The following is a 21,572-nucleotide window of genomic DNA, read 5'->3' as shown; positions in this document are numbered from 1 at the left end:
TTTGGGGCAGTATCCTGCCAAGGAGGATTATTCGTGAGGAATTGGAAAAACCTGCGTAAATGGATGAATTTCAACACGTTCAAAGACGCCGTGAATGGTATAGGGATCCTGTCGTATGAATTTCTCAGCATCCTCCCGCGAGTCAAATTCTAAGATGAGCAAGCTTCCCGTCTTATCGGCCAGAGGACCAGCGAGGATCACACGCCTTTGCTTATCAAGCTGTTCAAGGTTGAGGAGATGGGCGGCACGATGCACTTTCCGCTTTGCTTCTCCGTCCGGCCCATCATACCCAATGATGACGAATTTCATGATGATCAGGAGGGGGAGAGAGGATTTCAGATTTCGGACGGGTCTTCTTCGATCGGACGACGGTCTTTATAGCCGTTGGTAACCTCATGCCACCAGCGGACTTCTTTTTCCCCCAGTTTCCAGCACAGGTAGACGACTCGTCCATTTCGGATATGCGGGAAGTCGCAGAGTCCCAGATCAATATCCTTTACAACGACTCCCAGTTCGTGAATGGCCTGGAGGTGAGTGCTGATGTCCAGAAGACTTTTTACATAAGGCCTTCCCACTGCGGTGCCGCCTCCAAAAGCTGCGTTGGCAGAAGCCCTACTCACCTCCTCGCGGGTTCTTACGAGCACTTCTTTCCCTTCTTGAACGGTTGAGAGATGATTCTGGAGTTGAGGGATAAGGTGATTCGCCTCTGAGAGAGAGAAGACCCGTTCCGGAGTGATCTCGTTTTCTCCATGTGCCATAAGGTTACCCTCTTGTCTGTGTAGCACACTTCCGATCTTATGAACAACCAGGGTCGGATGGCGTATCGAATGGTGACGTGCGGATCCGGCGACAAAATTCCATATGCTGGTTGACAAGTGGAGGGTGCATAGGTATCATCACCCTAGCATTGGGTTGGGCTGACCCTCTCCATCGAATAGTTCAATTCCGGAACCTGTCTCGATTTAAATCCTAAGCGTCATTCGGTGCAGTGGAGTTCAGGTGTGCAGTTCAAAGTAATAGTGTCTCAGTTGTATTGCATGAAACTAATAACGACGGGATTCTTCCATCGCGAGTAGCGAGCCGATTTCCTCAAGTTTTTCCACCCAAAACAGACTCAAGACTCAGAGTAGATCACAAAAGACAAAAACACGTTTGCATGGCCAAATCAGGTTACGCGAATTCTTCCATATAAACGATAACCGAGCCAAGGCTCGAGAGGAGTCGTATGTCAGTAGCTAGGGGGGAAGTAATGCATCTTGCCGAACTGAAGCAGAAATCCATTGCCGATCTGAATGATGTGGCGAGAGAACTGAAGATTGAAGGAGCTGCTAACTTAAGAAAGCAGGAGCTCATTTTTGCGATCCTTCAGGCTCAAACTGAAAAAAATGGAGTGGTCTTTGGAGAGGGAGTATTAGAAACATTACCTGATGGGTTCGGCTTTCTTCGGGCGCCCGACTCTAATTATCTCCCAGGACCTGACGATATCTACATCTCTCCGTCGCAGATTCGGCGGTTTAATCTTCGTACTGGCGACATTGTCTCGGGTCAAATCCGTCCGCCTAAGGAGAGTGAGCGGTATTTTGCGTTGCTGAAGGTGGAAAAGGTTAACTATGAAGATCCTGAGGTTGCACGGGATAAGATCCTGTTCGATAACCTGACTCCGCTGTATCCAGAGGAGCGGATCAATCTGGAATTTGACCGAGAAGAATACTGCACTCGTGTCATGGATCTGACGACTCCGATCGGTAAGGGCCAACGTGGATTGATCGTGGCCGCGCCTCGTACGGGTAAGACAATGTTGCTGCAGGCCATTGCCCGGGCGATCCTCAAAAACCACAAGGAAGTGACGCTGATCGTGCTCCTGATCGATGAACGGCCGGAAGAGGTGACTGATTGGCAGCGCCAGGTCAAGGCCGAGGTCATCAGCTCCACATTTGATGAGCCGGCTCAGCGGCATGCTCAGGTCGCCGAAATGGTACTCGAGAAAGCCAAGCGTCTGGTTGAACACAAGAAAGATGTCGTTATTTTGCTTGATAGTATCACGAGGCTTGCTCGCGCCTACAATACCATCGCGCCTCCCAGCGGTAAGGTGCTCTCCGGAGGGTTGGATTCCAACGCATTGCAGCGGCCGAAACGCTTCTTTGGTGCGGCTCGGAACATTGAGAACGGTGGCAGCTTGACGATTATGGCAACGGCATTGGTCGATACAGGCAGCCGTATGGACGACGTCATCTTCGAGGAGTTTAAAGGAACCGGCAATATGGAAGTGCATTTGGATCGTCGTCTGGCCGACAAGCGGCTCTTCCCGGCGATTGATATCAGTCAGTCAGGCACGCGGAAAGAAGAGTTATTGGTGGATAAGGATCGGCTGAACAAGATGTGGATTCTGCGCAAGGTCCTTAGTCCATTGGGGACGATGGAAGCGATGGAATTCCTCATGGACAAGATCGGTGGAACAAAAAACAATCAAGAGTTTTTGCAGTCTATGAATCGCTAAGGATGCGCTTGTATCTGGTATGGTCTTCAGATAAAGTATGCCACCTTGTCGTATAGTTTACTAAGGTTAGCAATTCTTCGGTAAGGAGTCGCAGGTCATGCAGAAGGGTATTCATCCAGTCTATCGAGAGGCGACCATTCACTGCGCGTGCGGGAATTCATTCAAGACCCGTACGACGATTGGTGATATCAGTGTCGATATCTGTTCCAATTGCCATCCGTTCTTCACCGGAACGCAGAAGATCGTTGATACGGAAGGACGGGTTGAGCGGTTCAAAAAGAAGTACGCGAAGAAGGGTAAGTAGCGCACCATTTGGGTATAAAAAGGACCCTGCTTCGTGTCTGAAGCAGGGTCCTTTTTTTGTGGCCAATGGGGAATAGGCTAGACAATGGAAGTCGTACTACTTAAGAAATGGGAGAGTCTCACGTCACGATTTCACGAGTTGACTGATCAGCTCATGGATCCGTCCGTCGTCAGTCAACCGCCGCTCTTGCGTAAGTTGAGCAAGGAACGGACGGAGCTTGAACCGGTCGTGACTCTCTTTGACGTGTATCAGGAGAATGTCCGGCAACTCGACGACGCCTTGCAGATTCTTAGTGACCCAGCAGCAGGGAGTGAGTTGCAAAAAATGGCGTTTGAGGAGCGTGCAGAGCTAGAACGGCGGCAGAGCGAAATTGAGGAGCAGGTCAGGGAATTCTTGATACCGAAAGATCCGCGCGATGAAAAGAGTCTGGTACTCGAGGTTCGGGCTGGGACGGGTGGGGATGAGGCGGCGCTCTTTGCCGGCGAGCTCTTTCGACTATACAGCAAATTTGCGGAAAAGAAAGGACTGAAGGTCGATACAGTCGAGGCGTCCGAGACAGGTATCGGCGGGTATAAAAATATCGTTGCATTAATCGAAGGTAAAGGGGCATACAGCCAATTCAAGTATGAGGCCGGTGTTCACCGAGTACAGCGAGTGCCTGTGACGGAAGCGAGTGGTCGTATTCACACCTCTACGGTCACAGTCGCCGTCATGCCAGAGGTTGACGAAGTCGATGTCCAGATTGATCCGAAAGACCTGCGGATAGACACATTTTGCTCATCTGGGGCCGGTGGACAGAGTGTGAATACCACATACTCGGCTGTTCGCATTACCCATCTTCCGACTGGTGTGGTGGTCACGTGCCAAGATGAACGATCGCAGCTCAAAAACCGGACAAAGGCTATGCGGACCTTGCGTGCAAGAATTGTCGAAGCCGAACGGGAGAGGCAAGAGGCGGAGATCGCACAGAGCAGGAAGTCACAAGTGGGAAGTGGTGAACGGAGTGAGAAGATCCGAACCTATAATTTCCCGCAAAATCGAGTGACGGATCATCGGGTTGGTTTGACGCTCCACAAGCTGGAATTGGTAATGGAAGGGGATCTCGACGATATTGTTCAGGCGTTGAAGGCGCAACAACAGCAAACCGAAACTGCAAAAGTCTAAGGAGCGACAACCCCTGTCATGTCAGACTCACGGACTGTCGGCAAGTTACTCGTCAACGCACAGCAGATGTTGGAAGGTGCAGGGATTGCGAATGCCGTACAGGAGGCACGGTGGCTGTTGGCCTATGCCTTAGAGATGAAGCATCATGAGTTGGCCAGTCGGGCCGAACAGTCGGTAACGGCGGAGCAACTCGCGTGTGTCCTATCGTTGGTGCGGAGACGGGAGTCGCGGGAGCCGCTTCAGTATATCCTGGGCTCGCAAGAGTTTTGTGGGCTCGACTTTTCCGTGACCCCGGCCGTGTTGATCCCCCGTCCGGAAACAGAACTTCTGATTCAGGAAACACTGAGAGAAGGTGGATTTGCAGGGGGTGCCGTGCTCGTGGATGTCGGGACAGGTTCCGGTTGTGTGGCCGTGACGCTGGCGACCATCCTCGGTGGCATGCGCATTTTTGCGCTGGACTGCTCGCATGATGCGTTGAGTGTTGCGAAGGCAAACGCGGAGCGACACGGAGTGAGTGACAAGATTGTCTGGTTGGAAGGGGACTTCCTCTCTCCGCTGAAGGAATGTTCTGTCGCCGGAGCTGTGGATGCGATCATTTCCAATCCTCCATACATAGCTGAAGCAGACTGGGCAGGGTTGCAGCCGGAGGTGCGGGATTATGAGCCGCGACAGGCCTTGCTTGCAGGGCCGCAAGGGACTGAATTCCATGAACGATTGATCCATGACTCCAAACAATTTCTTGTCCCTGGCGGGTTGTTGGTGATGGAGCTTGGTCAGGGGCAAGCGCCTCTTGTGCGACGGGTGGCAGAAGCCGCAGGGGGCTATACGGGGATTCAAACCGTTAAGGATGAAGCCGGCATTGACCGGGTGCTGATTGCGCGGCGGGCGTGCGAAGGGCCGAGTCATGGATGAAATTCTCATCAACGGAGGCAACCGGCTTTCCGGTGAAGTGCGTATCAGCGGGGCGAAAAATTCTGCACTTCCCATCTTGGCCTCAACCATTCTCAGTGGTGGAGAATGTGTCATCACCAACCTGCCGAGGGTCGTTGATGTGCTGACGATGGGAAAGCTTCTGGGGATCCTCGGGGCGAAGGTCTCCCATGAGGGCAACCGAGCGGTAATTGAAGCCGACATGATTGCATCAACGGAAGCGCCGTACGATCTCGTGAAGACCATGCGCGCCTCGGTTCTAGTGTTGGGGCCGTTGGTGGCGCGATGTGGTGAGGCAAAGGTTTCTTTGCCCGGCGGATGTGCAATCGGCTCCAGGCCAGTGAATCTGCATTTGGCTGGATTGGCAAAGTTAGGGGCTGAGATTTCCATTGAGCATGGCTATATCACGGCCAGAGCCAATCGCCTGAAAGGCGCACGCATTTACTGCGATACTCCGACCGTGACTGGAACTGAAAACCTCATGATGGCGGCGTCACTGGCTGACGGGGTGACGATGCTCGAGAATGCGGCGAAGGAACCGGAAATCGTGGATCTGGCTCACTTTCTCGTCAAGCGCGGTGCACGGATTCATGGGGCGGGTACCGATGTGATCACGATAGAAGGAGTGCCGCAACTTCATGGTGGCGATCATGATGTCATTCCGGATCGTATTGAAGCAGGAACGTACCTTGCCGCAGGGGCCATGACGCGCGGGGAGGTCACGGTGACACACTGCCACCCCAGTCATCTTGAGGCGGTCCTGATGAAGCTGCGGGAGGCGGGGGCTGATGTGCAGGAAGAAAAAGACAGGGTGCATCTGACTATGCCGGGCACCCTAAAAGGGACCGATGTGAAGACGTTGCCGTTCCCAGGGTTTCCGACCGATATGCAAGCGCAGATGGTAGCGTTGATGAGCCTCGCAGAGGGGACAAGTGTCATTACGGAGACCGTGTTTGAGAGTCGATTTATGCATGTGGAAGAGTTGCGTCGGATGGGTGCTGATATTCGGGTGGAAGGCAACCGACTCGTGGTGACTGGGCGCAAGGCGCTGACCGGAGCACCGGTGATGGCATCCGATCTACGTGCCAGTGCCGGTCTTATTGTGGCAGGATTGGCGGCTGATGGGCTGACGCAGGTTCAACGTGTCTACCATCTTGATCGTGGATATGAACGTCTTGAAGAGAAGCTGCGGGCCTTAGGCGCGGACATCCAGCGCCGACCGATGACGACAAAGATGCAGTAGAGGTGGTCGATGTTGACGATTGCGCTGTCAAAAGGAAAGCTTATCGAGTCTGCGCTGGACCTCTTCCGGCGAGCTGGCTACCCGATTACCGGGCTTTCTGCGGAGAGCCGTCGGCTGATCTTCATTAGCCAGGAGCACGATATGACTTTTCTGATCGTTCGTCCGAGTGACGTGCCGACCTACGTGGAGTACGGAGGAGCAGATGCTGGAATTGTTGGAAAAGACGTGTTGATGGAACAGGAAAGTGATGTATACGAACCATTGGATTTAGGATTCGGAGCGTGTAGAATCGCCGTCGCGGCACTCAAGGGGGAGGCGGCCGGTGTTCGGTTGTCGCCTAAGGTTCGAATTGCAACGAAATACCCACGGATCACCGAACGTTATTTTAACGCGCGTGGGATTCCTGTTGAGATCATCAAACTCTATGGCTCGATTGAGCTGGCTCCGGTCGTAGGATTGGCCGATCGGATTGTTGATTTGGTTGAAACCGGCAGCACCCTCAAGGCCCATGATTTGGTGGAAGTTGAAGTGATTGCCAGATCGACCGCTCGGTTTATCGTCAATCGGGCGAGTCTGCGTCTCAAGCAGGAGTCGCTGATGACGTTGATTCGGAGGCTCCGTGCCGTGGTCCCGAGTGAGCGGCCCTCTTCAGGCAACAGTCGTTCAATGACTCTCCAGACACGCAAGAAAAAGATGGTTCGTTCATGAAAATCGTTACCCAAGCTGATCGGAACTTTCTTCCAGCCTTAAAAAAAGCTTCTCTACGAGGACGGACCACCGGTGCGGCCGTCGAGAAGACCGTACGCACCATCTTGCAAACCGTTGAGCGAGGTGGAGATAAGGCGGTCTTTCGCTACACGGCCCAATTTGACAAAGTGATACTGAAACCTGACACGGTACGGGTTACGCAAGAGGAGATCAAGAACGCCTATTACCATATCAGAAAAGATGAAGGGGATGCACTGCGGTTGGCCGCTGAGCGGGTGACCGCCTTTCATGAGCGGCAACGGTCGAAGACCTGGATGTACCAGGATGGGGATGCGACGTTAGGCCAGGTCATTGGACCGGTCGATGCGGTCGGGGTCTATGTGCCAGGGGGAAAAGCTGTCTACCCGTCGTCCGTCCTCATGTGTGCCATTCCTGCTAAAGTGGCCGGTGTCTCACGCATTGTAATGGTCACCCCGCCGCAGAAAGAGGGGATCAATCCCTACTTGCTGGTTGCGGCTGACATCGCCGGGGTGACGGAGATCTATCGCGTGGGCGGTGTTCAGGCTGTTGCCGCGCTTGCGTATGGGACAGAAACCATCGGGAAGGTCGACAAGATCGTTGGACCGGGGAATATTTATGTGGCGACGGCCAAGCGGTTGCTCTACGGCACCGTCGGAATCGATATGGTCGCTGGCCCCAGCGAGCTTCTCGTCGTGGCTGATGAGGAGGCGAAGCCGGCGCATGTCGCCGCCGACCTGCTCTGTGAAGCGGAGCATGATGAAGACGCGCAGGTGTTTCTAGTGACCACATCGGAGCGATTGGCGAAAGATGTCTCGAAATTGATCGAGGCTCAATTGAAAGGGCTTCAGCGGGCGAAGATCGCCGCAAAATCGATTGCACAGCATGCTGTGGCCTTCGTCGTTCCTACGATGGGCGAGGCGATTGCGGTGGCCAATGAAATCGCGCCAGAACACCTCACGCTTTCCGTCGACAATCCATTTGATTATCTGGAGCAGATTCGGCATGCCGGTGCGTTGTTTCTGGGACGCTATACACCCCCGTCGGTGGCCGATTATATCGCCGGACCGAACCATGTGTTACCGACCGGCGGAACTGCCCGGTTCTTTTCCCCGCTGTCCGTCAACGACTATGTGAAGGTCAGCAACATCGTGCACTATACGAAGCAGGCATTGGCCAAAGTCAAAGATCCTTTGATTCGACTCGCTCAGATCGAAGGGTTTGATGCACATGCAAAGTCGGCTCAGAGCAGGTTCTCATGAAGAAAAACGGATCAACGCTACGACGGGCGAGTGTTCATCGGGCGACCAAAGAAACCGATATCCGCGTCGAGTGGATCCTGGATGGGAGCGGGCAGAGTAAGATCGACACCGGCATTCGCTTCTTTGACCACATGTTAGAGCTTCTGGCCAAGCACGGTTTCTTTGACCTCACGGTGCAGGCAACAGGCGATCTTGATATCGATGAACACCATACGGTGGAAGATGTTGGGATTGTCATGGGAAAGGTGTTGCACCAGGCTCTTGGTGAAAAGGCGGGGATCAAGCGCTTTGGGTTTGCTTCCGCGCCGCTTGATGAAACCCTGGCCCAGGTGACGGTTGATCTCAGTGGACGACCATTCCTTGTCTACAATGTGGCCTTGCCGGATAGGAAGATCAAAGCGTTCGATCTTGGCCTCTTCGAAGACTTTTTTCAGGCCTTTGTCACTCACGGAGGCCTGAATTTGCACGTGAACCTCATGTATGGCCGTAACCCCCACCACATCATGGAAGCCATCTTCAAGGCGCTTGCCAAAGCGCTTGATCAGGCGACGATGCCTGAAGAGCGATTAGCCGGGAAGGTTCTCTCGACAAAGGGCACATTGTGATGGCGAGGGTGTTTTGTCTTGCTGTAGTCCCAAAGGCCTTTCTCCTTCTGCGTAGGAATTGAGACTGGGCAGTGCCTAAGCCTAACGACTCTTGGTCTTCTATTCCTTCTCTAAATCTTCTTACTCTTCCCCATTGAGTCTACTAGAGCTGAAAAGTACGTACTGCTTGGATGCCTAGTGAAATGGCTTGGGTTTAGGGGATGGGTAAGTTTGGAGGCAGAGAACCTGCTCGACCATTCACCTCGGGATGAGTAGCGCCATCCGAGCGATCCCAGGGTGCCTCGTGGGAGAGGAAGAATCTCAGTAGCAGGATGATCTCAGTTGCGGTATTGTTACAGCTTCTGAATATCTGGAACAGCTATGATTGCTATCATTGACTACGGAATGGGAAACCTGCGGAGTGTATCCAAAGCCTTTGAGGCTGTGGGGTATCAGACGGTGATCACTCGTGATGCAAGCGTGATTCACAACGCGAGCCATGTTGTGCTGCCAGGTGTCGGAGCCTTTGGGGACTGCATGGCGAATCTGGTGCAATACGAATTGGTCGAACCTATCAAGACAGCGGTTCGGGCAGGAAAACCATTTTTGGGAATTTGTTTGGGATTCCAACTACTGTTTTCAGAGAGTGAGGAATTCGGCACGCATGCAGGACTCGATCTGTTCCAGGGGAGGGTGCGAGCGTTTCCGAGAGAGCAGCGGCTCAAGGTGCCGCACATGGGATGGAATCAGATTGCGATCCAGAGCCACTGCCCTGTTTTTAATGACATTGCCGATGGATCAAACTGCTATTTCGTCCATTCCTATTTCGTGGATCCTGCGGATCGGCAGATCACTGCCACCACAACGAGCTACGGCATCCCCTTTACTTCCAGCATTTGGAAGGACAACGTGGTGGCCTGCCAGTTTCATCCGGAGAAGAGTCAGGCTGTCGGATTGCAATTGATCCGGAATTTTGGAGGATGGAAGTGAGCGAATCGCCGGTGCTGTTTCGCATGGTGCTAGCGATCATCGTGATGGGATGCACGGGGATGGTTGTGGGCTGCAGTGGGTCAAAAGTTGCGACCAAATCAGCGCCTGAATTGTCTCGATACCAGATTCGCTCCATGGCACTGATCCCGTTTGTCTCGATCACAACTCCCCAATCATCAGGTCATGATGACCTCTTTATTCCAGCTCCGGAGAGTATTCGCCGGTCTGATATCTCCATGGGAGTTCCATTGGAAGGACAACCGCATGCTTCCAAGGCTATGCTCGTACCGGGATACGCGGCAGAGCAGGTGACGGAGGTATTCTGGAAGCATCTCCGGAATTGGAAAGGGCTTCAGGTGGTATCCCCTGGTGATGTCGTACGAGCTTCATCAGCCGATACGGAGCTTTCAAAATTGGGGTCAGAAAAGGCTGCCGTTGCCGTAGCGAAGCGACTCAAAACGGATGCAGCATTGATCGGGCTTGTGTCGATGTATCAAGAACGGGTGGGCAGTCGGCTCGGGGCTCATCCGCCGGCGATAGTCGGTTTCCAGGCGAAGGTCATTGCGGTCGATGGGCAAGTGCTCTGGGCCGGTGAGTATTATGAACGGCAACGGCCGATGACTGAGGATCTCTTGGGGTTCCTGCAGCGGTGGTCCTTTGTGACGGCGGCTGAATTGGCGGAGTACGGGGTCGATGAGGTGTTGAAAGAATTTCCCTTTGGTAGTGGAGAGGAGCGATAAGGTGTTAGTCATTCCCGCGATCGACTTGAAGGATGGACGGTGTGTGCGGTTGCGTCAAGGGGACATGGCGGCTGAGACGGTTTATTCGGAGGATATCGTCGCCGTTGCCAGAAATTGGCAACGGTGTGGAGCCGGCCTTATTCATGTCGTCGATTTGAATGGTGCAGTCGGTGGTGAGCCTAAGAATTTACCGCAGATCGACGCGGTGCGGAAGGCGGTGACGGTCGATGTGCAAGTCGGTGGTGGGATTCGGACGATCGAAACCGTTCGACGGTATCTGAAGGCCGGGGTGTCCCGCGTGGTCTTGGGAACAGCCGCGCTTACAGATCGAGCGTTTCTTGAACAGGCGTGTACGGAGTTCCCACGGCAAGTCGTGCTCGGCCTCGATGCGCGCGACGGCAAGGTTGCAGTGAAAGGCTGGACGGCAGTATCTGAGACGAAGGCGATCGATCTATTAAGGGAAGTACGCGGGCTGGAGATCGGGGCGGTCATCTATACGGATATTGCGCGGGACGGAATGTTGAACGGGCCGAATCTCACGGCGCTAAAAGAAGTCGTAGCCTCCTCTGCTTTTCCCGTGATCGCGTCAGGGGGGATCAGCCGTGTCGAGGACCTTCTTGCGGTGCGCTCGTTAGGGCCTCAGATCACCGGTGCCATCGTGGGTAAAGCGCTATATGACGGCAAGCTCGACTATCAATCTGCCGTGGTGGCTCTCGGTAAGGAGTAGGCCCTAAACGATGCGCAGGTGTTAAATCGTTTCACTTTTCACGTCTCACGTTTCGCCAGGCTCCTATGTTGACCAAACGCATCATTCCCTGTCTCGATGTCAAAGAGGGACGTGTGGTGAAGGGTGTGAGTTTTGTGAATCTTCGTGATGCGGGAGATCCGGTTGAAGTCGCGGTGGGGTATGACCGCGAGGGAGCGGATGAGCTCTGCTTTTTGGATATTACGGCTTCGCATGAGAACCGCAAGACGATTCTTGATGTAGTCGAGCGGACAGCGGCCTGTGTTTTTATGCCGGTGACGGTCGGTGGCGGGGTACGGACGATCGAGGATATCAGGGCCTTATTGAATGCGGGGGCGGATAAGGTCAGCATCAATACCGCAGCGGTTCAGCGGCCTGAGTTTGTTCGAGAAGCCGCGCAGCGATTTGGCACGCAGTGTATCGTCGTCGCGATCGATGCCAAATCCGTTGTGCCGGATCGATGGGAAATCTTCACGCATGGTGGTCGAAAATCAACCGGCCTCGATGTGGTTGAGTGGGCGACACGGATGGAACGGTATGGTGCGGGTGAAGTTTTACTGACCAGTATGGATCAGGATGGTCGTCAATCTGGATACGATTTGGGTTTGACGGCAGCGGTATCTGGGGCGGTTTCGATCCCTGTGATCGCATCGGGTGGCGTGGGATCGTTGGAGCATTTATACGACGGATTCGTGAAGGGGAAAGCGGACGCCGTCTTAGCTGCCTCCATTTTTCATTTTCGGACCTATACGATCTCTCAAGCGAAGACTTATTTGAAAGAGCGCGGTGTTTCGATCCGCATGCCGGACAGCACGGCTCAGGTAGCATGAATCGATGAACCAGGCACAGATCAACCAATTCAAATTCGATCAGCAAGGCTTGCTCCCTGCCGTGGTGCAGGATTGGCTCGACGGCACAGTGTTGATGCTGGGCTACATGAATCAAGAGGCGCTAGCTAGAACGGTTGCGACCAGAACCGTACACTTTTGGAGTCGGTCCAGAAACAAGCTGTGGGAAAAAGGCGAATCCTCCGGCCATAAACTGCATGTCAAAGCTCTTTTCGTCGATTGCGATCAGGATACTGTTTTAGTGAAGGCGCAACCAATAGGACCGACCTGTCATACCGGCGAGCGGGCATGTTTCTTTTCACGGCTGGACGAACAAGGTTTGGTTACTGAGGAGAAGACCCAGGATGCAGCGGGGGGTATTCTTGAATCGGTATTGCGGACGATTCTTGCACGTCGTGCAAATCCACAGGCCGGATCCTATACGACAAAGCTATTCGAGGGGGGCCACGACAAGATTCTGAAAAAGGTCGCAGAGGAGGCCGGAGAAGTATTGTTGGCCTCGAAAGGCGGCAAAAAAGAGGAGATTGTGTATGAAGTAGCCGACCTCTTTTTTCACACCCTCATGGTTTTGGGGTACCATGGTCTGACCTTACAGGAGATTTATGAAGAACTGGGACGCAGATTTGGGAAATCCGGCTTACGGTCGGAGAAGTAACCGCCGTGGGCGGTGAGTGCATCAGCCTGTGTATCAGTGGTGAGAGGAATCATTGCTCAGAGGGGTCGACATGAGCGAGTGCCTATTTTGCAAGATTGTGGAGAAGAAGATTCCGGCGAAGTTGGTTCATGAGGACGAAGACACGCTGGCTTTCGACGACATCCATCCCCAAGCGCCTGTCCATACGTTGGTGATACCCAAGCGGCATGTGGATTCCGTCCAAGATCTGGGTGAAACAGATCAGGCATTGCTGGCGAGGCTGTTGCTGACCTGCAGGAAGGTTGCGAACGACAAAGGGCTGACTGGCTCAGGGTTCCGCCTTGTGGTCAACACGGGGCGGAATGGGGGGCAAACCGTCTTCCACCTTCACTTTCACGTCATGGGCGGGCGACCGATGGGCTGGCCTCCAGGCTGAGCGAAAACGACGAATTGACAGGGTTTCCACTCGTCTGTTAATCTGACCGGTCAATTATTCCGATTACTTAGTAACCAACTCGTCAGGTCGTGTGCGACGGGAACGTAGGAGTGGAGACTCTCGTGGGCCGAGGCCTGATTTCCGACGAGATCAAAAATCGGATCCGAGATCGCGTGGATATTGCGGATGTCGTGGGCCAGCACGTCTCCTTACGGCGGGCCGGTCAAAACCTGGTGGGGCTATGCCCGTTTCATCAGGAAAAGAGTCCGTCATTTTCGGTCAGTTCCTCCAAACAGATGTTTTACTGTTTCGGCTGCAAGGCCGGGGGCGATGTGTTTGCCTTTCTGAGTAAAGTGACCGGCGCGACGTTTCCTGAAGTGCTGCGTGAGCTTGGCGACAAGGTGGGCATTGCGGTGGAGGAGTCGCCTGCGGAACGAGGACAACGCGGGCATGCGCATCGCATCGAAGAGGTGAACCAGGCTGCGCTGACGTGGTTCCAATCGAATCTTCGCGATGCGCAGCTTGGGGCCACAGCTCGTGAGTATCTCATCAGGCGGGGGATCCAGCAATCAACCGTGGAGATGTTTCGGCTGGGTGCCTCCTCCTCAGATTGGGAAGGGCTCTGTAAGTTTCTCGCGCGAAAAGGCTTTTCGGCTAGCGACAGCGTGACGGCTGGCCTGATCACTCCCCGACCAAACGGCAATGGGTACTACGACAAGTTCCATGGGCGGCTGATGTTCACCATTACCGACTTGCGCAAGCGTGTGGTGGGATTCGGCGGTCGCGTACTGGGTGACGGCATGCCCAAATATCTGAATTCTCCAGATACCCCGCTGTTTAAAAAGGGGCAGACGCTGTTTGCCTTCGAGCAGGCGCGCGAAGCCATTGTTCGGACCAAGACCGTGATCATTGTCGAAGGCTATTTTGATGCCATCGCGCTCCACCAGGCAGGACTGACCCATACCGTGGCGACCTTAGGGACGGCCTTGACGGCTGAACATGTACAAGCTCTTCGGCGATTTGCCGAGCGAGTCGTCTTACTCTTTGATCCGGATGCGGCCGGGGTGCGCGCGGCATTGCGCGGATTGGATCTCTTTGTCAACAGCGGCTTGAGTGTCAAGGTCGTCACGCTCCCGGCAGGGGAGGATCCGGATACGTTTATCCGGAAAGCTGGCGTCGATGGATTCGCTCAGTTGGAAGTAGGTGCACCAAGCCTGTTGGACTATGCGCTGAATCACACGATCAATCAGGCCGATCCTGGTTCGCTGGAGAGCCGTATCCGAAGCGTGGATGAAGTGCTGCGTATCTTGCAAAAGAGCGAGCATCCAATCGAACGGCAGGAGCGGATGAGAATTGTCGCTGAACGCCTGAAGATCAGCGAAGCCAGACTGATCGAGCGCTACCCGGCGCTGTCGGCTCAGCCGAAATCTGGTGGAGCTCCTCCACGCGTACATCCGGTGCAGGGGATTTCCTTGACTACGCTGTTTAAAGGATTGCCGGAAGAGCGGGATCTGCTGCTCCTGTTGCTGCAAGGGAAACTGTCTGCTGCTGATGTACGTCGCCTGAAGCCGGAGTCGTTTACCCTTGCGTCTGGACGAAAGCTGGTTGAAATTGCGCATACTCATCTGGATCCTGACGGACGGATCATCCTCCGAGCAGTGCTGGATGAGGCGGCGGAAGATCCTGAATGTAGTGGCCTGGCAACGGAACTGTCGATGCGCGAAGATTATTTTGAGGATGTACCGGCCCATACCCAGGCTTGTTTGGATAATCTCGATCGTAAGCGGACGGAGCAGGCATTGCGAGATCTGATCGAGCGTCTCAAAACAGCTGAACGTGAAGGCCGAGCGGATGAAGCGGGCAGCTTAAACGTGCAGATTAACGAAGTGCGGATGCGGAAAGCCGGCACGCTGAGCGCCGGTGTGGTGACTTTGGTGAAGGAGTAGTCATGTCGAAACAAGAGTTATTGGGCGAGGTGAAGAAGCTGATCTCAATCGGGAAGGAAAAAGGCTTCCTGACGTATGACGAGCTCAACAGCACCTTGCCGGCTGAAGTGGTCTCATCCGATCAGTTTGGCAGCATCATGGCAATGTTCGGCGAGATGGACATCGAGATCGTCGAAGCGACGGAGGGAGAACGGGTTTCGAAACGAGGAGATGGTGAGGGGGGAGAAGAAGGCGAGGAGGTGGAGTCGGACTCTGAGGACGACAACGATAAGGCGATCGATTTGACGCCGGGTGCCTTGAGTCGAACTGATGATCCGGTGCGGCTCTACCTCAAGGAAATGGGTAGTGTGGCGCTCTTGAGTCGAGAAGGTGAAATCGAGATCGCCAAGCGGATTGAAGAGGGGAAATTTGATATCGCCTCCGTGATCTACGGGATGCCGATGACGATCGAGTTCGTGTTGGCGCTCAGGGATCAGCTGAAGAATGGAAAAATCGATGTCCGTGAAATCGTTCCTGTGCAAGAGACCGAAGAGGATTTCGAAGAAGAGCAGCAACCGGTTGAACGTGACTATGAAGAGCTCCGAGTCAAGACGCTCGATGCGCTGAACTCGGTTCGAAAAGTGTCGCTTGCGCTCAAAGCCTTGGCGGAGAAGGGAAAGCATCTCGGGAACGATCCGGCGAAGCACAAGAAATTCAAGAAACAGTTTGAGGCTGTCCGTCAGCAGGTGGTGAACAAGATCGAATCGGTCAACCTCCATGGGGTGCTGAAAGAGCGGATGGTGCAACGAGTCCGCGAACTTGCAGTCCAAATTCGAATGGCTGAACGAGAGGCGGTCAGCTGCCAACGGCGTATCGGGGTCGGCGGGGAGGCCGGAGCGGAATTACTGAGGAAGATGTGCCGGAGCCGTCAAGACTTTCTGGCGGTGAAGCGGAAGACCGGTGTATCGGAGGAGGCCTTGCTGGAGATTCGCAAGGTATACCAAGCCGCCAAGGCGCGAGTCCGTCAGCTGGAGGCGGAAGAAGCGCTGGTTCCTGCCGAAGAAATTAAGGATGCGGTCAAGCATCTCGATGTCGCGGAGGAGAAGGTCAAGCGCGGAAAGGCGGAGTTGGTCGAGGCGAATCTGCGGCTGGTCGTCAGTATCGCCAAGAAGTATACGAACCGTGGTCTTCAATTTCTTGATTTGATTCAAGAGGGCAATATCGGACTCATGAAGGCGGTCGACAAATTCGAATATAAGCGCGGGTACAAATTCAGTACTTACGCCACGTGGTGGATCCGGCAGGCGATCACCCGGGCGATCGCCGATCAGGCACGTACGATCCGGATCCCGGTGCACATGATTGAAACGATCAATAAACTGATCCGCACGTCTCGGCATCTCGTACAAAAACTGGGACGAGAACCGTTGCCGGAAGAAATCGCCGAACGGATGGATCTGCCGTTGGATAAAGTCAGAAAGATCCTCAAAATTGCCCGTGAGCCTATTTCGCTTGAAACGCCGATCGGTGAGGAAGAGGACAGCCATCTGGGCGATTTCATCGAAGACAAAAAGGCGGTGTCGCCGCTGGAGGCGGCCATTCGCTACGATCTGCAACGCCAGATCAACAGTGCGTTGGAAACCTTGACGCCACGAGAAGAAAAGGTCTTGCGCAAACGGTTTGGGATCGGGGAAGCGACCGACCATACCCTTGAAGAAGTCGGTCAGGACTTCGAAGTGACACGTGAGCGTATCCGACAGATTGAAGCCAAAGCCCTGAGGAAGTTGCGACATCCGAGCCGCAGTAAGAAGCTGCGGAGTTTTGTCGAAAGTTTGTAGACGATTAGGACGCACGGCGGCCTGATTTGACTCCGTTCGGAAGGTCGGCCTAGAATCCGCTCCAAGCTGAGGCTCGGGTCGAGAAGAGGGCGTGAGGAGAACGGTCGAGGTTATTTCCCATACCGGACCTCATCCTGCGTGGTGGCCATTCCGAAGAGGGCCCATAGCTCAGGTGGTTAGAGCGGCTGACTCATAATCAGCTGGTCCTAGGTTCAAGTCCTAGTGGGCCCACCAGCGGAGACATTGCTTGCGCCTTCAAGTGCTTCGGCACTGATGGAAAGGATACGGTGAATCAGAAACTGTCCCCGCTCATCGAATTACAAAAACTGGATCTCCGGATCATGGAGATCACTGACATTCGAAGAAAAATCCCGGAACGCCTCCATGTTGCTGAAACTCCGCTTCGAGAAGTCGCGCAGACCCTGACAGACACGAAAGCCGCAGTCGATGCGGCTACCAAGGAACGACGTGCGCATGAGAAGGATCTCGAAGTACACGAAGCGCAGACGGAGAAGATGAAATCACATGCGGCGAGCTTGAAGACCAACAAGGAGTATCAGGCACATCTGTTCGAGATTGAATTGGCGAACAAGAAACGGGGCGAGTTTGAAGAGAAGATTTTGGTGTCGATGGACAAGATCGACGAACTCCAGAAGACCGCCAAAGAGCTGCAGGAGAAAAAACAGGCGCATGAGCAAGTATTCGCTCAGGAAAAACAGGGGCTGGATACGCAGGACAAGGAACTGGCGAAGGAGCTAGCACGACTGGAAACCGACTATCGAGACGCGGCGGGGAAAGTGGAGAAGAGCCTCCTTGACCGGTACAACCAAGTGAAGGCTACCCGAAAGGATCAGCCATTGGCTGCCGTCCGTGATGGCATGTGTGTCGGATGCCGCTTGCAGATCCCACCGCAACTCATCGCCCAGGTCAGGCGATCAGACGATCTCCACCTTTGCCCCTATTGCAGACGGATCCTCTACTGGGAAGGGGAACCGGCGAAGGAATCCGCTTCGGCCCTCAGTGAAGCGAGAAAAGCGGATATGGAAGTGGGGGAGTCCGTTTAGGAGGATTACCCCGCCCGCTCCCCTTCTCCCTATTTGCCTAGCTATTAGGGATGATCCCAAGGGACTGCTGGATCCAATCCGATTCACGTGTATCGAGTCCGATACGCGTGGTCTTCGATTCATCCTCACAAGGTTTGTCTTCCTCTTCCTAAAAAACAACCACATCGCGTGCTTTTCTCGCCTGGCAAAGAAGTTGCTGCAGGTCCTTGAGTAGAGAAGTTTGCAATGCAGACCAGCGCTCATTGCTCTGCTTCCATGCTCAAGGAGGTGTCCCATGACGACCCCCATTACTTGCGATTTCGATCCGCCAGTCCGTAGGAGTTGGACCAAGTGGCTAGCAGAATGTTTTCTTGAACAGCTCGGAAGTCATCAGAGGTTCATGGACATCGATGTCCTACCAGGCGCCTGGGTGTCGAGGGGTATTTCAATCCGTCAACATTGGGTGGGGGAATCGAACGCTTCTCTCAGGTGAACGGTCCTCTCTCCGCCATCTCATCCAAGTGGTCGATCTGGTTATAGGACGGTGGTGGTTTACCAGAATTGCATATCCACGTTTCTTCTGTGAATAACTTAGACAAAATCATCGCCTTTCCCCTGTGGGACCAGGGCGAACCTGGCGATGAGGTCGGTGTGGTCATGAACTTTGCTAACCGTCTTATGACAGCTATACGATTGGAATGCCGCGAGCCGGGAAATGGCGAGTGCGTTTCAATAGTGACTGGCAGGGGTATGCTGCAGACTTTGGAAACCACTTAGGCTACGACACCACGGCTTCTAATGGTCCTCGAGATGCAACACCCTGTCACGCCAACGTGGGCATCGGGTCGCATACTATTCTGGTTTTGTTGCAGGACAATTGACAGAGGAATATACTTAATCAATCCATCTACAGTGAATGTGAAGCGCTTGATGTAAGCACACTTACCAGCACCGCCTTCGTGGTTTTGAAGTGCAGTTTGGCCACTGATCCCAGTCGGTCCTGCCCATGTTTCTTAATGACCATCTTGGCGGCGAGTTCGACCGCTGGGGAGGCGCCTTTGGGGAGGGTGGTTCCCACTTCACTTGAGAGCCGTTTCAGGCGGATCAGGAACTCTGCTCTTGCCAGGATCGACGCAGCAGCAACGGCCAGATCGGATTCGGCTTTAGGCCGCTGTTCCAGCCCGATCTTTCGTCCCTTTTCCTGCAGCGCGTTAAGAATCAGCCGTTCATCTCCGAACTGATCGGAGATCGCTCGCTCACAGGTGATGCCTCGTTCCAGCAGAGTCTCCAACGCCTTCGCATGGCCCCAGGCGAGCAGGCGGTTCAGGTTTTTGATCTTGGCGTAGAGTTCGTTGTACTTCTGCGGGCCGATGGCGATGACGCTATGTGGACAAATCGTCTTGATGTCGGGGGCCATTTCGAGCACGCGCCCATCGGAAAGTTTCTTGCTATCCCGCACCTCCATGAGCCGCAGTTCCCCTTGTGTGGTCGCATCCACAAACACGGCGGCGATGACGAGCGGGCCGAAGTAGTCGCCCTTCCCCGATTCGTCGATGCCGATGCGTTCGATGGCGTTTCGTGGATGGTGCACGGTTCTCACCTGGTGAGCCCCCTAGAAAACGTGCCTGGGGCGCGGTAATCTATCAATCGAATCCATGTTGGTCAATCTAGCATCGATCGTGCCTGGAGTATTTCCTGGAGGAATGAACATGCGGGCTCAGCGATTTACCCGTGCCGTGACGATCTGCTGTTTGATCGCAGGAGGGGTCAGCTTAGTGGGGTGTGAGACCAATCCCTATACTGGTCGAAGTCAGCTGTTGATGACGTCGGTTGGTCAAGAAATGCAGATGGGGGCCCAGGCCTACAATCAGGTGAAGAACGATCCCAAGATGAGACCCTCGCAGGATCCGCGCGAGATTGAACCGGTCAAGCGGGTGGCCGCTCGCATTGTTGAAGCGGCCAAACGCTCGAAGTATGCCCAGATGGCGCAACAGTTTCAGTGGGAAGTCACTGTGATCAAAGACGATAAGACTGCCAATGCCTTTGCTCTCCCCGGTGGAAAGATGGCGGTCTACACCGGCATTTTCCCGATGGCGAAGACGGAGGCCGGGTTGGCAGCAGTCATGGGTCATGAAGTGGTGCATGCCCTGGCCCGCCATGGTGCGGAGCGGATGAGCCAGGGGCAAGCCGCGAATGTTGGTATGCAGGTCCTAGGGGCAGCCATTGGGATTGGGAGCAAGAATCCCGCACTTGGTCAGGCAGCGATGGGGGCGCTGGGCGTCGGGGCGCAGGTGGGTGTGTTGCTGCCTTTCAGTCGGAAACATGAATCGGAAGCAGACTATATCGGCATTCTTCTTGCGGCCGATGCCGGGTATGATCCACGCGAATCCGTTGCACTCTGGGAACGAATGGGACAGGCATCGGGCGGCGGGGGACAGAGTGAATTCTTGTCGACTCACCCGAGCCATGACACGAGAATTGAGCAATTGAAAGAGTGGATGCCTGAGGCGATGGACATCTACCAGAAGCGAACGCCCATGCCGACGACTCCACTCCCGGAAGTTGGCGGTAGGTAGAGCCAGTATCGTTTGTTGCTCGTTATGTGTTGGCTTGTGACGGACCTGCGCCATTCTTTATACTAGTTCGGCGTGGGTGGAAGGCTGGATGGTTGCTCGGGGCTTCGGCACCGAGAGGAAAGTCCGGACTCCATGGGCAGGGCGCTGGGTAACTTCCAGGCGGAGCAATCCGACACCAGCACCACAGAAAACAAACCGCCGATGGCCAAGGCAACGGGATCCCATCTGGTTGCTACGGATCAGGTAAGGGTGAAACGGTGGGGTAAGAGCCCACCGCGGGGATGGTGACATCACCGGCACGGTAAGCGTCGCCCGGTGCAAGGCCAAATAGGAAGACAGGTCCCGTGCTCCTTACGGACTGCGGGACGCCGACTGGCCCGGTCGAGGTCTTCGGGTAGGTCGCTTGAGGTTCGAGGTAACTCGAATCCCAGAGAAATGATCATCCATGCAAAGGGGGAGACTTCTTTGCGGGACAGAATCCGGCTTATAGGCCCTCCATCTACGCACTTTATACAGCAAGCGTTTTTCCGAACCGTCGACACATTGTTCTGTGCGGTTGCTGGGTGCCCACAGGGCTATATTGACGCTCATATGTGGGAATGCTAGGATCAGAAATCTTTCCCCTTGATTTCAAACACATTTGTGCACGATGATGCGTGCTTCCGCGAGGGGTGCTGTTGTAAGGTCTCACGATCGAGGTTGAGCCTTATACACATGCGGCCAGAGGGAGGAGTGTCATGAAACTCACCGGTGCTGAAATCTTCATCGAATGCCTGAAGCGGGAAGGGGTAAAAACCCTGTTCGCGCTTCCCGGCGGAGTCGTGTTGAAGATTTTCGATATGCTTCATCAGCAGAAAGACGTGGAAGTCATCTTGACGCGCCATGAACAGGGTGCAGGTCATATGGCAGAAGGCTATGCCAAGGCGACGGGAAAGGCGGGCGTGTGTCTCGTCACCTCTGGTCCCGGGATGACCAATGTCATTACGGCATTGGCCGATGCCTATATGGATTCGGTCCCGGTCGTGTGCTTTAGCGGTCAGGTCCCGACGAGCTTGATCGGGAATGATGCGTTTCAGGAAGCAGACAA

General features: G+C 54.4%; 22 protein-coding genes, 1 tRNA gene, 1 other RNA gene and 1 pseudogene. 22 read left to right on the top strand and 3 right to left on the bottom strand.

The window, feature by feature from the left end; all coding sequences use genetic code 11:
- Positions 1 to 27: 27 nt before the first annotated feature.
- Both ACMTNU_RS16590 and ACMTNU_RS16585 read right to left on the bottom strand, forming a co-directional pair.
- Positions 28 to 309, bottom strand: a complete 282-nt coding sequence (locus tag ACMTNU_RS16590) for a YciI family protein (RefSeq protein ID WP_413936418.1) — start codon at positions 307 to 309, stop codon at positions 28 to 30.
- Positions 310 to 335: 26 nt separating this feature from the next.
- Positions 336 to 758 carry a DUF2203 domain-containing protein gene (locus tag ACMTNU_RS16585; protein ID WP_413936417.1) on the bottom strand — a complete coding sequence of 141 codons (423 nt, stop codon included), beginning with the start codon at positions 756 to 758 and terminating at the stop codon, positions 336 to 338.
- Positions 759 to 1,249: 491 nt separating this feature from the next.
- Here ACMTNU_RS16585 and rho point away from each other — a divergent pair, with 491 nt between their 5' ends.
- The 19 genes and pseudogenes from rho to ACMTNU_RS16490 form a co-directional block, all read left to right on the top strand.
- Positions 1,250 to 2,497 carry a transcription termination factor Rho gene (rho, locus tag ACMTNU_RS16580; RefSeq protein ID WP_086424672.1) on the top strand — a complete coding sequence of 416 codons (1,248 nt, stop codon included), beginning with the start codon at positions 1,250 to 1,252 and terminating at the stop codon, positions 2,495 to 2,497.
- Between the two features lie 97 nt (positions 2,498 to 2,594).
- Positions 2,595 to 2,801, top strand: a complete 207-nt coding sequence (rpmE, locus tag ACMTNU_RS16575; protein WP_086424673.1) for a 50S ribosomal protein L31 — start codon at positions 2,595 to 2,597, stop codon at positions 2,799 to 2,801.
- 84 nt (positions 2,802 to 2,885) lie between these two features.
- The gene (gene prfA / locus ACMTNU_RS16570) at positions 2,886 to 3,965 is read left to right on the top strand and encodes a peptide chain release factor 1 (RefSeq protein ID WP_413936416.1); all 1,080 of its coding nucleotides are present in this window, start codon (positions 2,886 to 2,888) and stop codon (positions 3,963 to 3,965) included.
- 18 nt (positions 3,966 to 3,983) lie between these two features.
- A complete protein-coding gene (gene prmC / locus ACMTNU_RS16565; RefSeq protein WP_413936415.1) occupies positions 3,984 to 4,877 on the top strand; it encodes a peptide chain release factor N(5)-glutamine methyltransferase in 894 nt (297 codons plus the stop codon).
- On the top strand, positions 4,870 to 6,138 hold the full coding sequence (gene murA / locus ACMTNU_RS16560) for a UDP-N-acetylglucosamine 1-carboxyvinyltransferase (RefSeq protein WP_413936414.1): 1,269 nt from the start codon (positions 4,870 to 4,872) through the stop codon (positions 6,136 to 6,138). Before prmC ends, murA begins: the two co-directional genes overlap by 8 nt.
- 9 nt (positions 6,139 to 6,147) lie before the next feature.
- Positions 6,148 to 6,846, top strand: a complete 699-nt coding sequence (gene hisG, locus ACMTNU_RS16555) for an ATP phosphoribosyltransferase (protein ID WP_413936413.1) — start codon at positions 6,148 to 6,150, stop codon at positions 6,844 to 6,846.
- Positions 6,843 to 8,126, top strand: coding sequence for a histidinol dehydrogenase (gene hisD, locus ACMTNU_RS16550; protein ID WP_413936412.1), 1,284 nt, complete (start codon positions 6,843 to 6,845; stop codon positions 8,124 to 8,126). Before hisG ends, hisD begins: the two co-directional genes overlap by 4 nt.
- Entirely contained in the window at positions 8,123 to 8,731 is a 609-nt protein-coding gene (gene hisB / locus ACMTNU_RS16545) for an imidazoleglycerol-phosphate dehydratase HisB (RefSeq protein WP_413936411.1), read from the top strand. The genes hisD and hisB overlap by 4 nt, the downstream gene beginning before the upstream one ends.
- Before the next feature lie 360 nt (positions 8,732 to 9,091).
- Positions 9,092 to 9,700, top strand: a complete 609-nt coding sequence (gene hisH, locus ACMTNU_RS16540; RefSeq protein WP_413936410.1) for an imidazole glycerol phosphate synthase subunit HisH — start codon at positions 9,092 to 9,094, stop codon at positions 9,698 to 9,700.
- Positions 9,697 to 10,440, top strand: coding sequence for a hypothetical protein (locus ACMTNU_RS16535; protein ID WP_413936409.1), 744 nt, complete (start codon positions 9,697 to 9,699; stop codon positions 10,438 to 10,440). Before hisH ends, ACMTNU_RS16535 begins: the two co-directional genes overlap by 4 nt.
- A gap of 1 nt (position 10,441) precedes the next feature.
- On the top strand, positions 10,442 to 11,167 hold the full coding sequence (gene hisA, locus ACMTNU_RS16530) for a 1-(5-phosphoribosyl)-5-[(5-phosphoribosylamino)methylideneamino]imidazole-4-carboxamide isomerase (RefSeq protein ID WP_413936408.1): 726 nt from the start codon (positions 10,442 to 10,444) through the stop codon (positions 11,165 to 11,167).
- A gap of 65 nt (positions 11,168 to 11,232) precedes the next feature.
- Positions 11,233 to 12,015 carry an imidazole glycerol phosphate synthase subunit HisF gene (gene hisF, locus ACMTNU_RS16525; protein WP_413936407.1) on the top strand — a complete coding sequence of 261 codons (783 nt, stop codon included), beginning with the start codon at positions 11,233 to 11,235 and terminating at the stop codon, positions 12,013 to 12,015.
- Between the two features lie 4 nt (positions 12,016 to 12,019).
- A complete protein-coding gene (gene hisIE / locus ACMTNU_RS16520; RefSeq protein ID WP_413936406.1) occupies positions 12,020 to 12,688 on the top strand; it encodes a bifunctional phosphoribosyl-AMP cyclohydrolase/phosphoribosyl-ATP diphosphatase HisIE in 669 nt (222 codons plus the stop codon).
- Between the two features lie 70 nt (positions 12,689 to 12,758).
- Positions 12,759 to 13,103 (top strand): histidine triad nucleotide-binding protein, encoded by a 345-nt coding sequence (locus ACMTNU_RS16515; RefSeq protein ID WP_413936405.1) that lies wholly within the window; start codon positions 12,759 to 12,761, stop codon positions 13,101 to 13,103.
- A 122-nt stretch (positions 13,104 to 13,225) separates the two neighbouring features.
- Positions 13,226 to 15,049 (top strand): DNA primase, encoded by a 1,824-nt coding sequence (gene dnaG, locus ACMTNU_RS16510; protein WP_413936404.1) that lies wholly within the window; start codon positions 13,226 to 13,228, stop codon positions 15,047 to 15,049.
- A gap of 2 nt (positions 15,050 to 15,051) precedes the next feature.
- On the top strand, positions 15,052 to 16,866 hold the full coding sequence (rpoD, locus tag ACMTNU_RS16505; RefSeq protein ID WP_413936403.1) for an RNA polymerase sigma factor RpoD: 1,815 nt from the start codon (positions 15,052 to 15,054) through the stop codon (positions 16,864 to 16,866).
- 157 nt (positions 16,867 to 17,023) lie between these two features.
- A tRNA-Ile gene (locus tag ACMTNU_RS16500) sits at positions 17,024 to 17,100 on the top strand.
- A 53-nt stretch (positions 17,101 to 17,153) separates the two neighbouring features.
- Complete coding sequence (locus ACMTNU_RS16495) at positions 17,154 to 17,930, top strand: zinc ribbon domain-containing protein (RefSeq protein ID WP_413936402.1); 777 nt, start codon at positions 17,154 to 17,156, stop codon at positions 17,928 to 17,930.
- A 665-nt stretch (positions 17,931 to 18,595) separates the two neighbouring features.
- Positions 18,596 to 18,790, top strand: a pseudogene (locus tag ACMTNU_RS16490) (alpha amylase C-terminal domain-containing protein); the annotation flags it as partial.
- A 26-nt stretch (positions 18,791 to 18,816) separates the two neighbouring features.
- Here the strand turns inward: ACMTNU_RS16490 and rnhC are convergent.
- Positions 18,817 to 19,500, bottom strand: coding sequence for a ribonuclease HIII (gene rnhC, locus ACMTNU_RS16485; RefSeq protein WP_413936401.1), 684 nt, complete (start codon positions 19,498 to 19,500; stop codon positions 18,817 to 18,819).
- A 118-nt stretch (positions 19,501 to 19,618) separates the two neighbouring features.
- On the opposite strand from rnhC, the gene ACMTNU_RS16480 reads away from it, so the two are divergent.
- The 3 genes from ACMTNU_RS16480 to ACMTNU_RS16470 all read left to right on the top strand — a co-directional run.
- Positions 19,619 to 20,485 carry a M48 family metalloprotease gene (locus ACMTNU_RS16480; RefSeq protein ID WP_413936400.1) on the top strand — a complete coding sequence of 289 codons (867 nt, stop codon included), beginning with the start codon at positions 19,619 to 19,621 and terminating at the stop codon, positions 20,483 to 20,485.
- A gap of 76 nt (positions 20,486 to 20,561) precedes the next feature.
- An RNA gene (gene rnpB / locus ACMTNU_RS16475) (RNase P RNA component class A) lies at positions 20,562 to 20,988 on the top strand.
- A 234-nt stretch (positions 20,989 to 21,222) separates the two neighbouring features.
- A partial coding sequence (locus ACMTNU_RS16470) for a thiamine pyrophosphate-binding protein (RefSeq protein WP_413936399.1) occupies positions 21,223 to 21,572 on the top strand: 350 nt, incomplete at its 3' end.

Origin of the sequence: Nitrospira sp. BLG_1, assembly GCF_047338595.1 — a bacterium.
In the GTDB taxonomy this organism is placed as follows: Bacteria; Nitrospirota; Nitrospiria; order Nitrospirales; family Nitrospiraceae; genus Nitrospira_D.
This window is presented reverse-complemented; position numbering and strand designations above follow the sequence as displayed.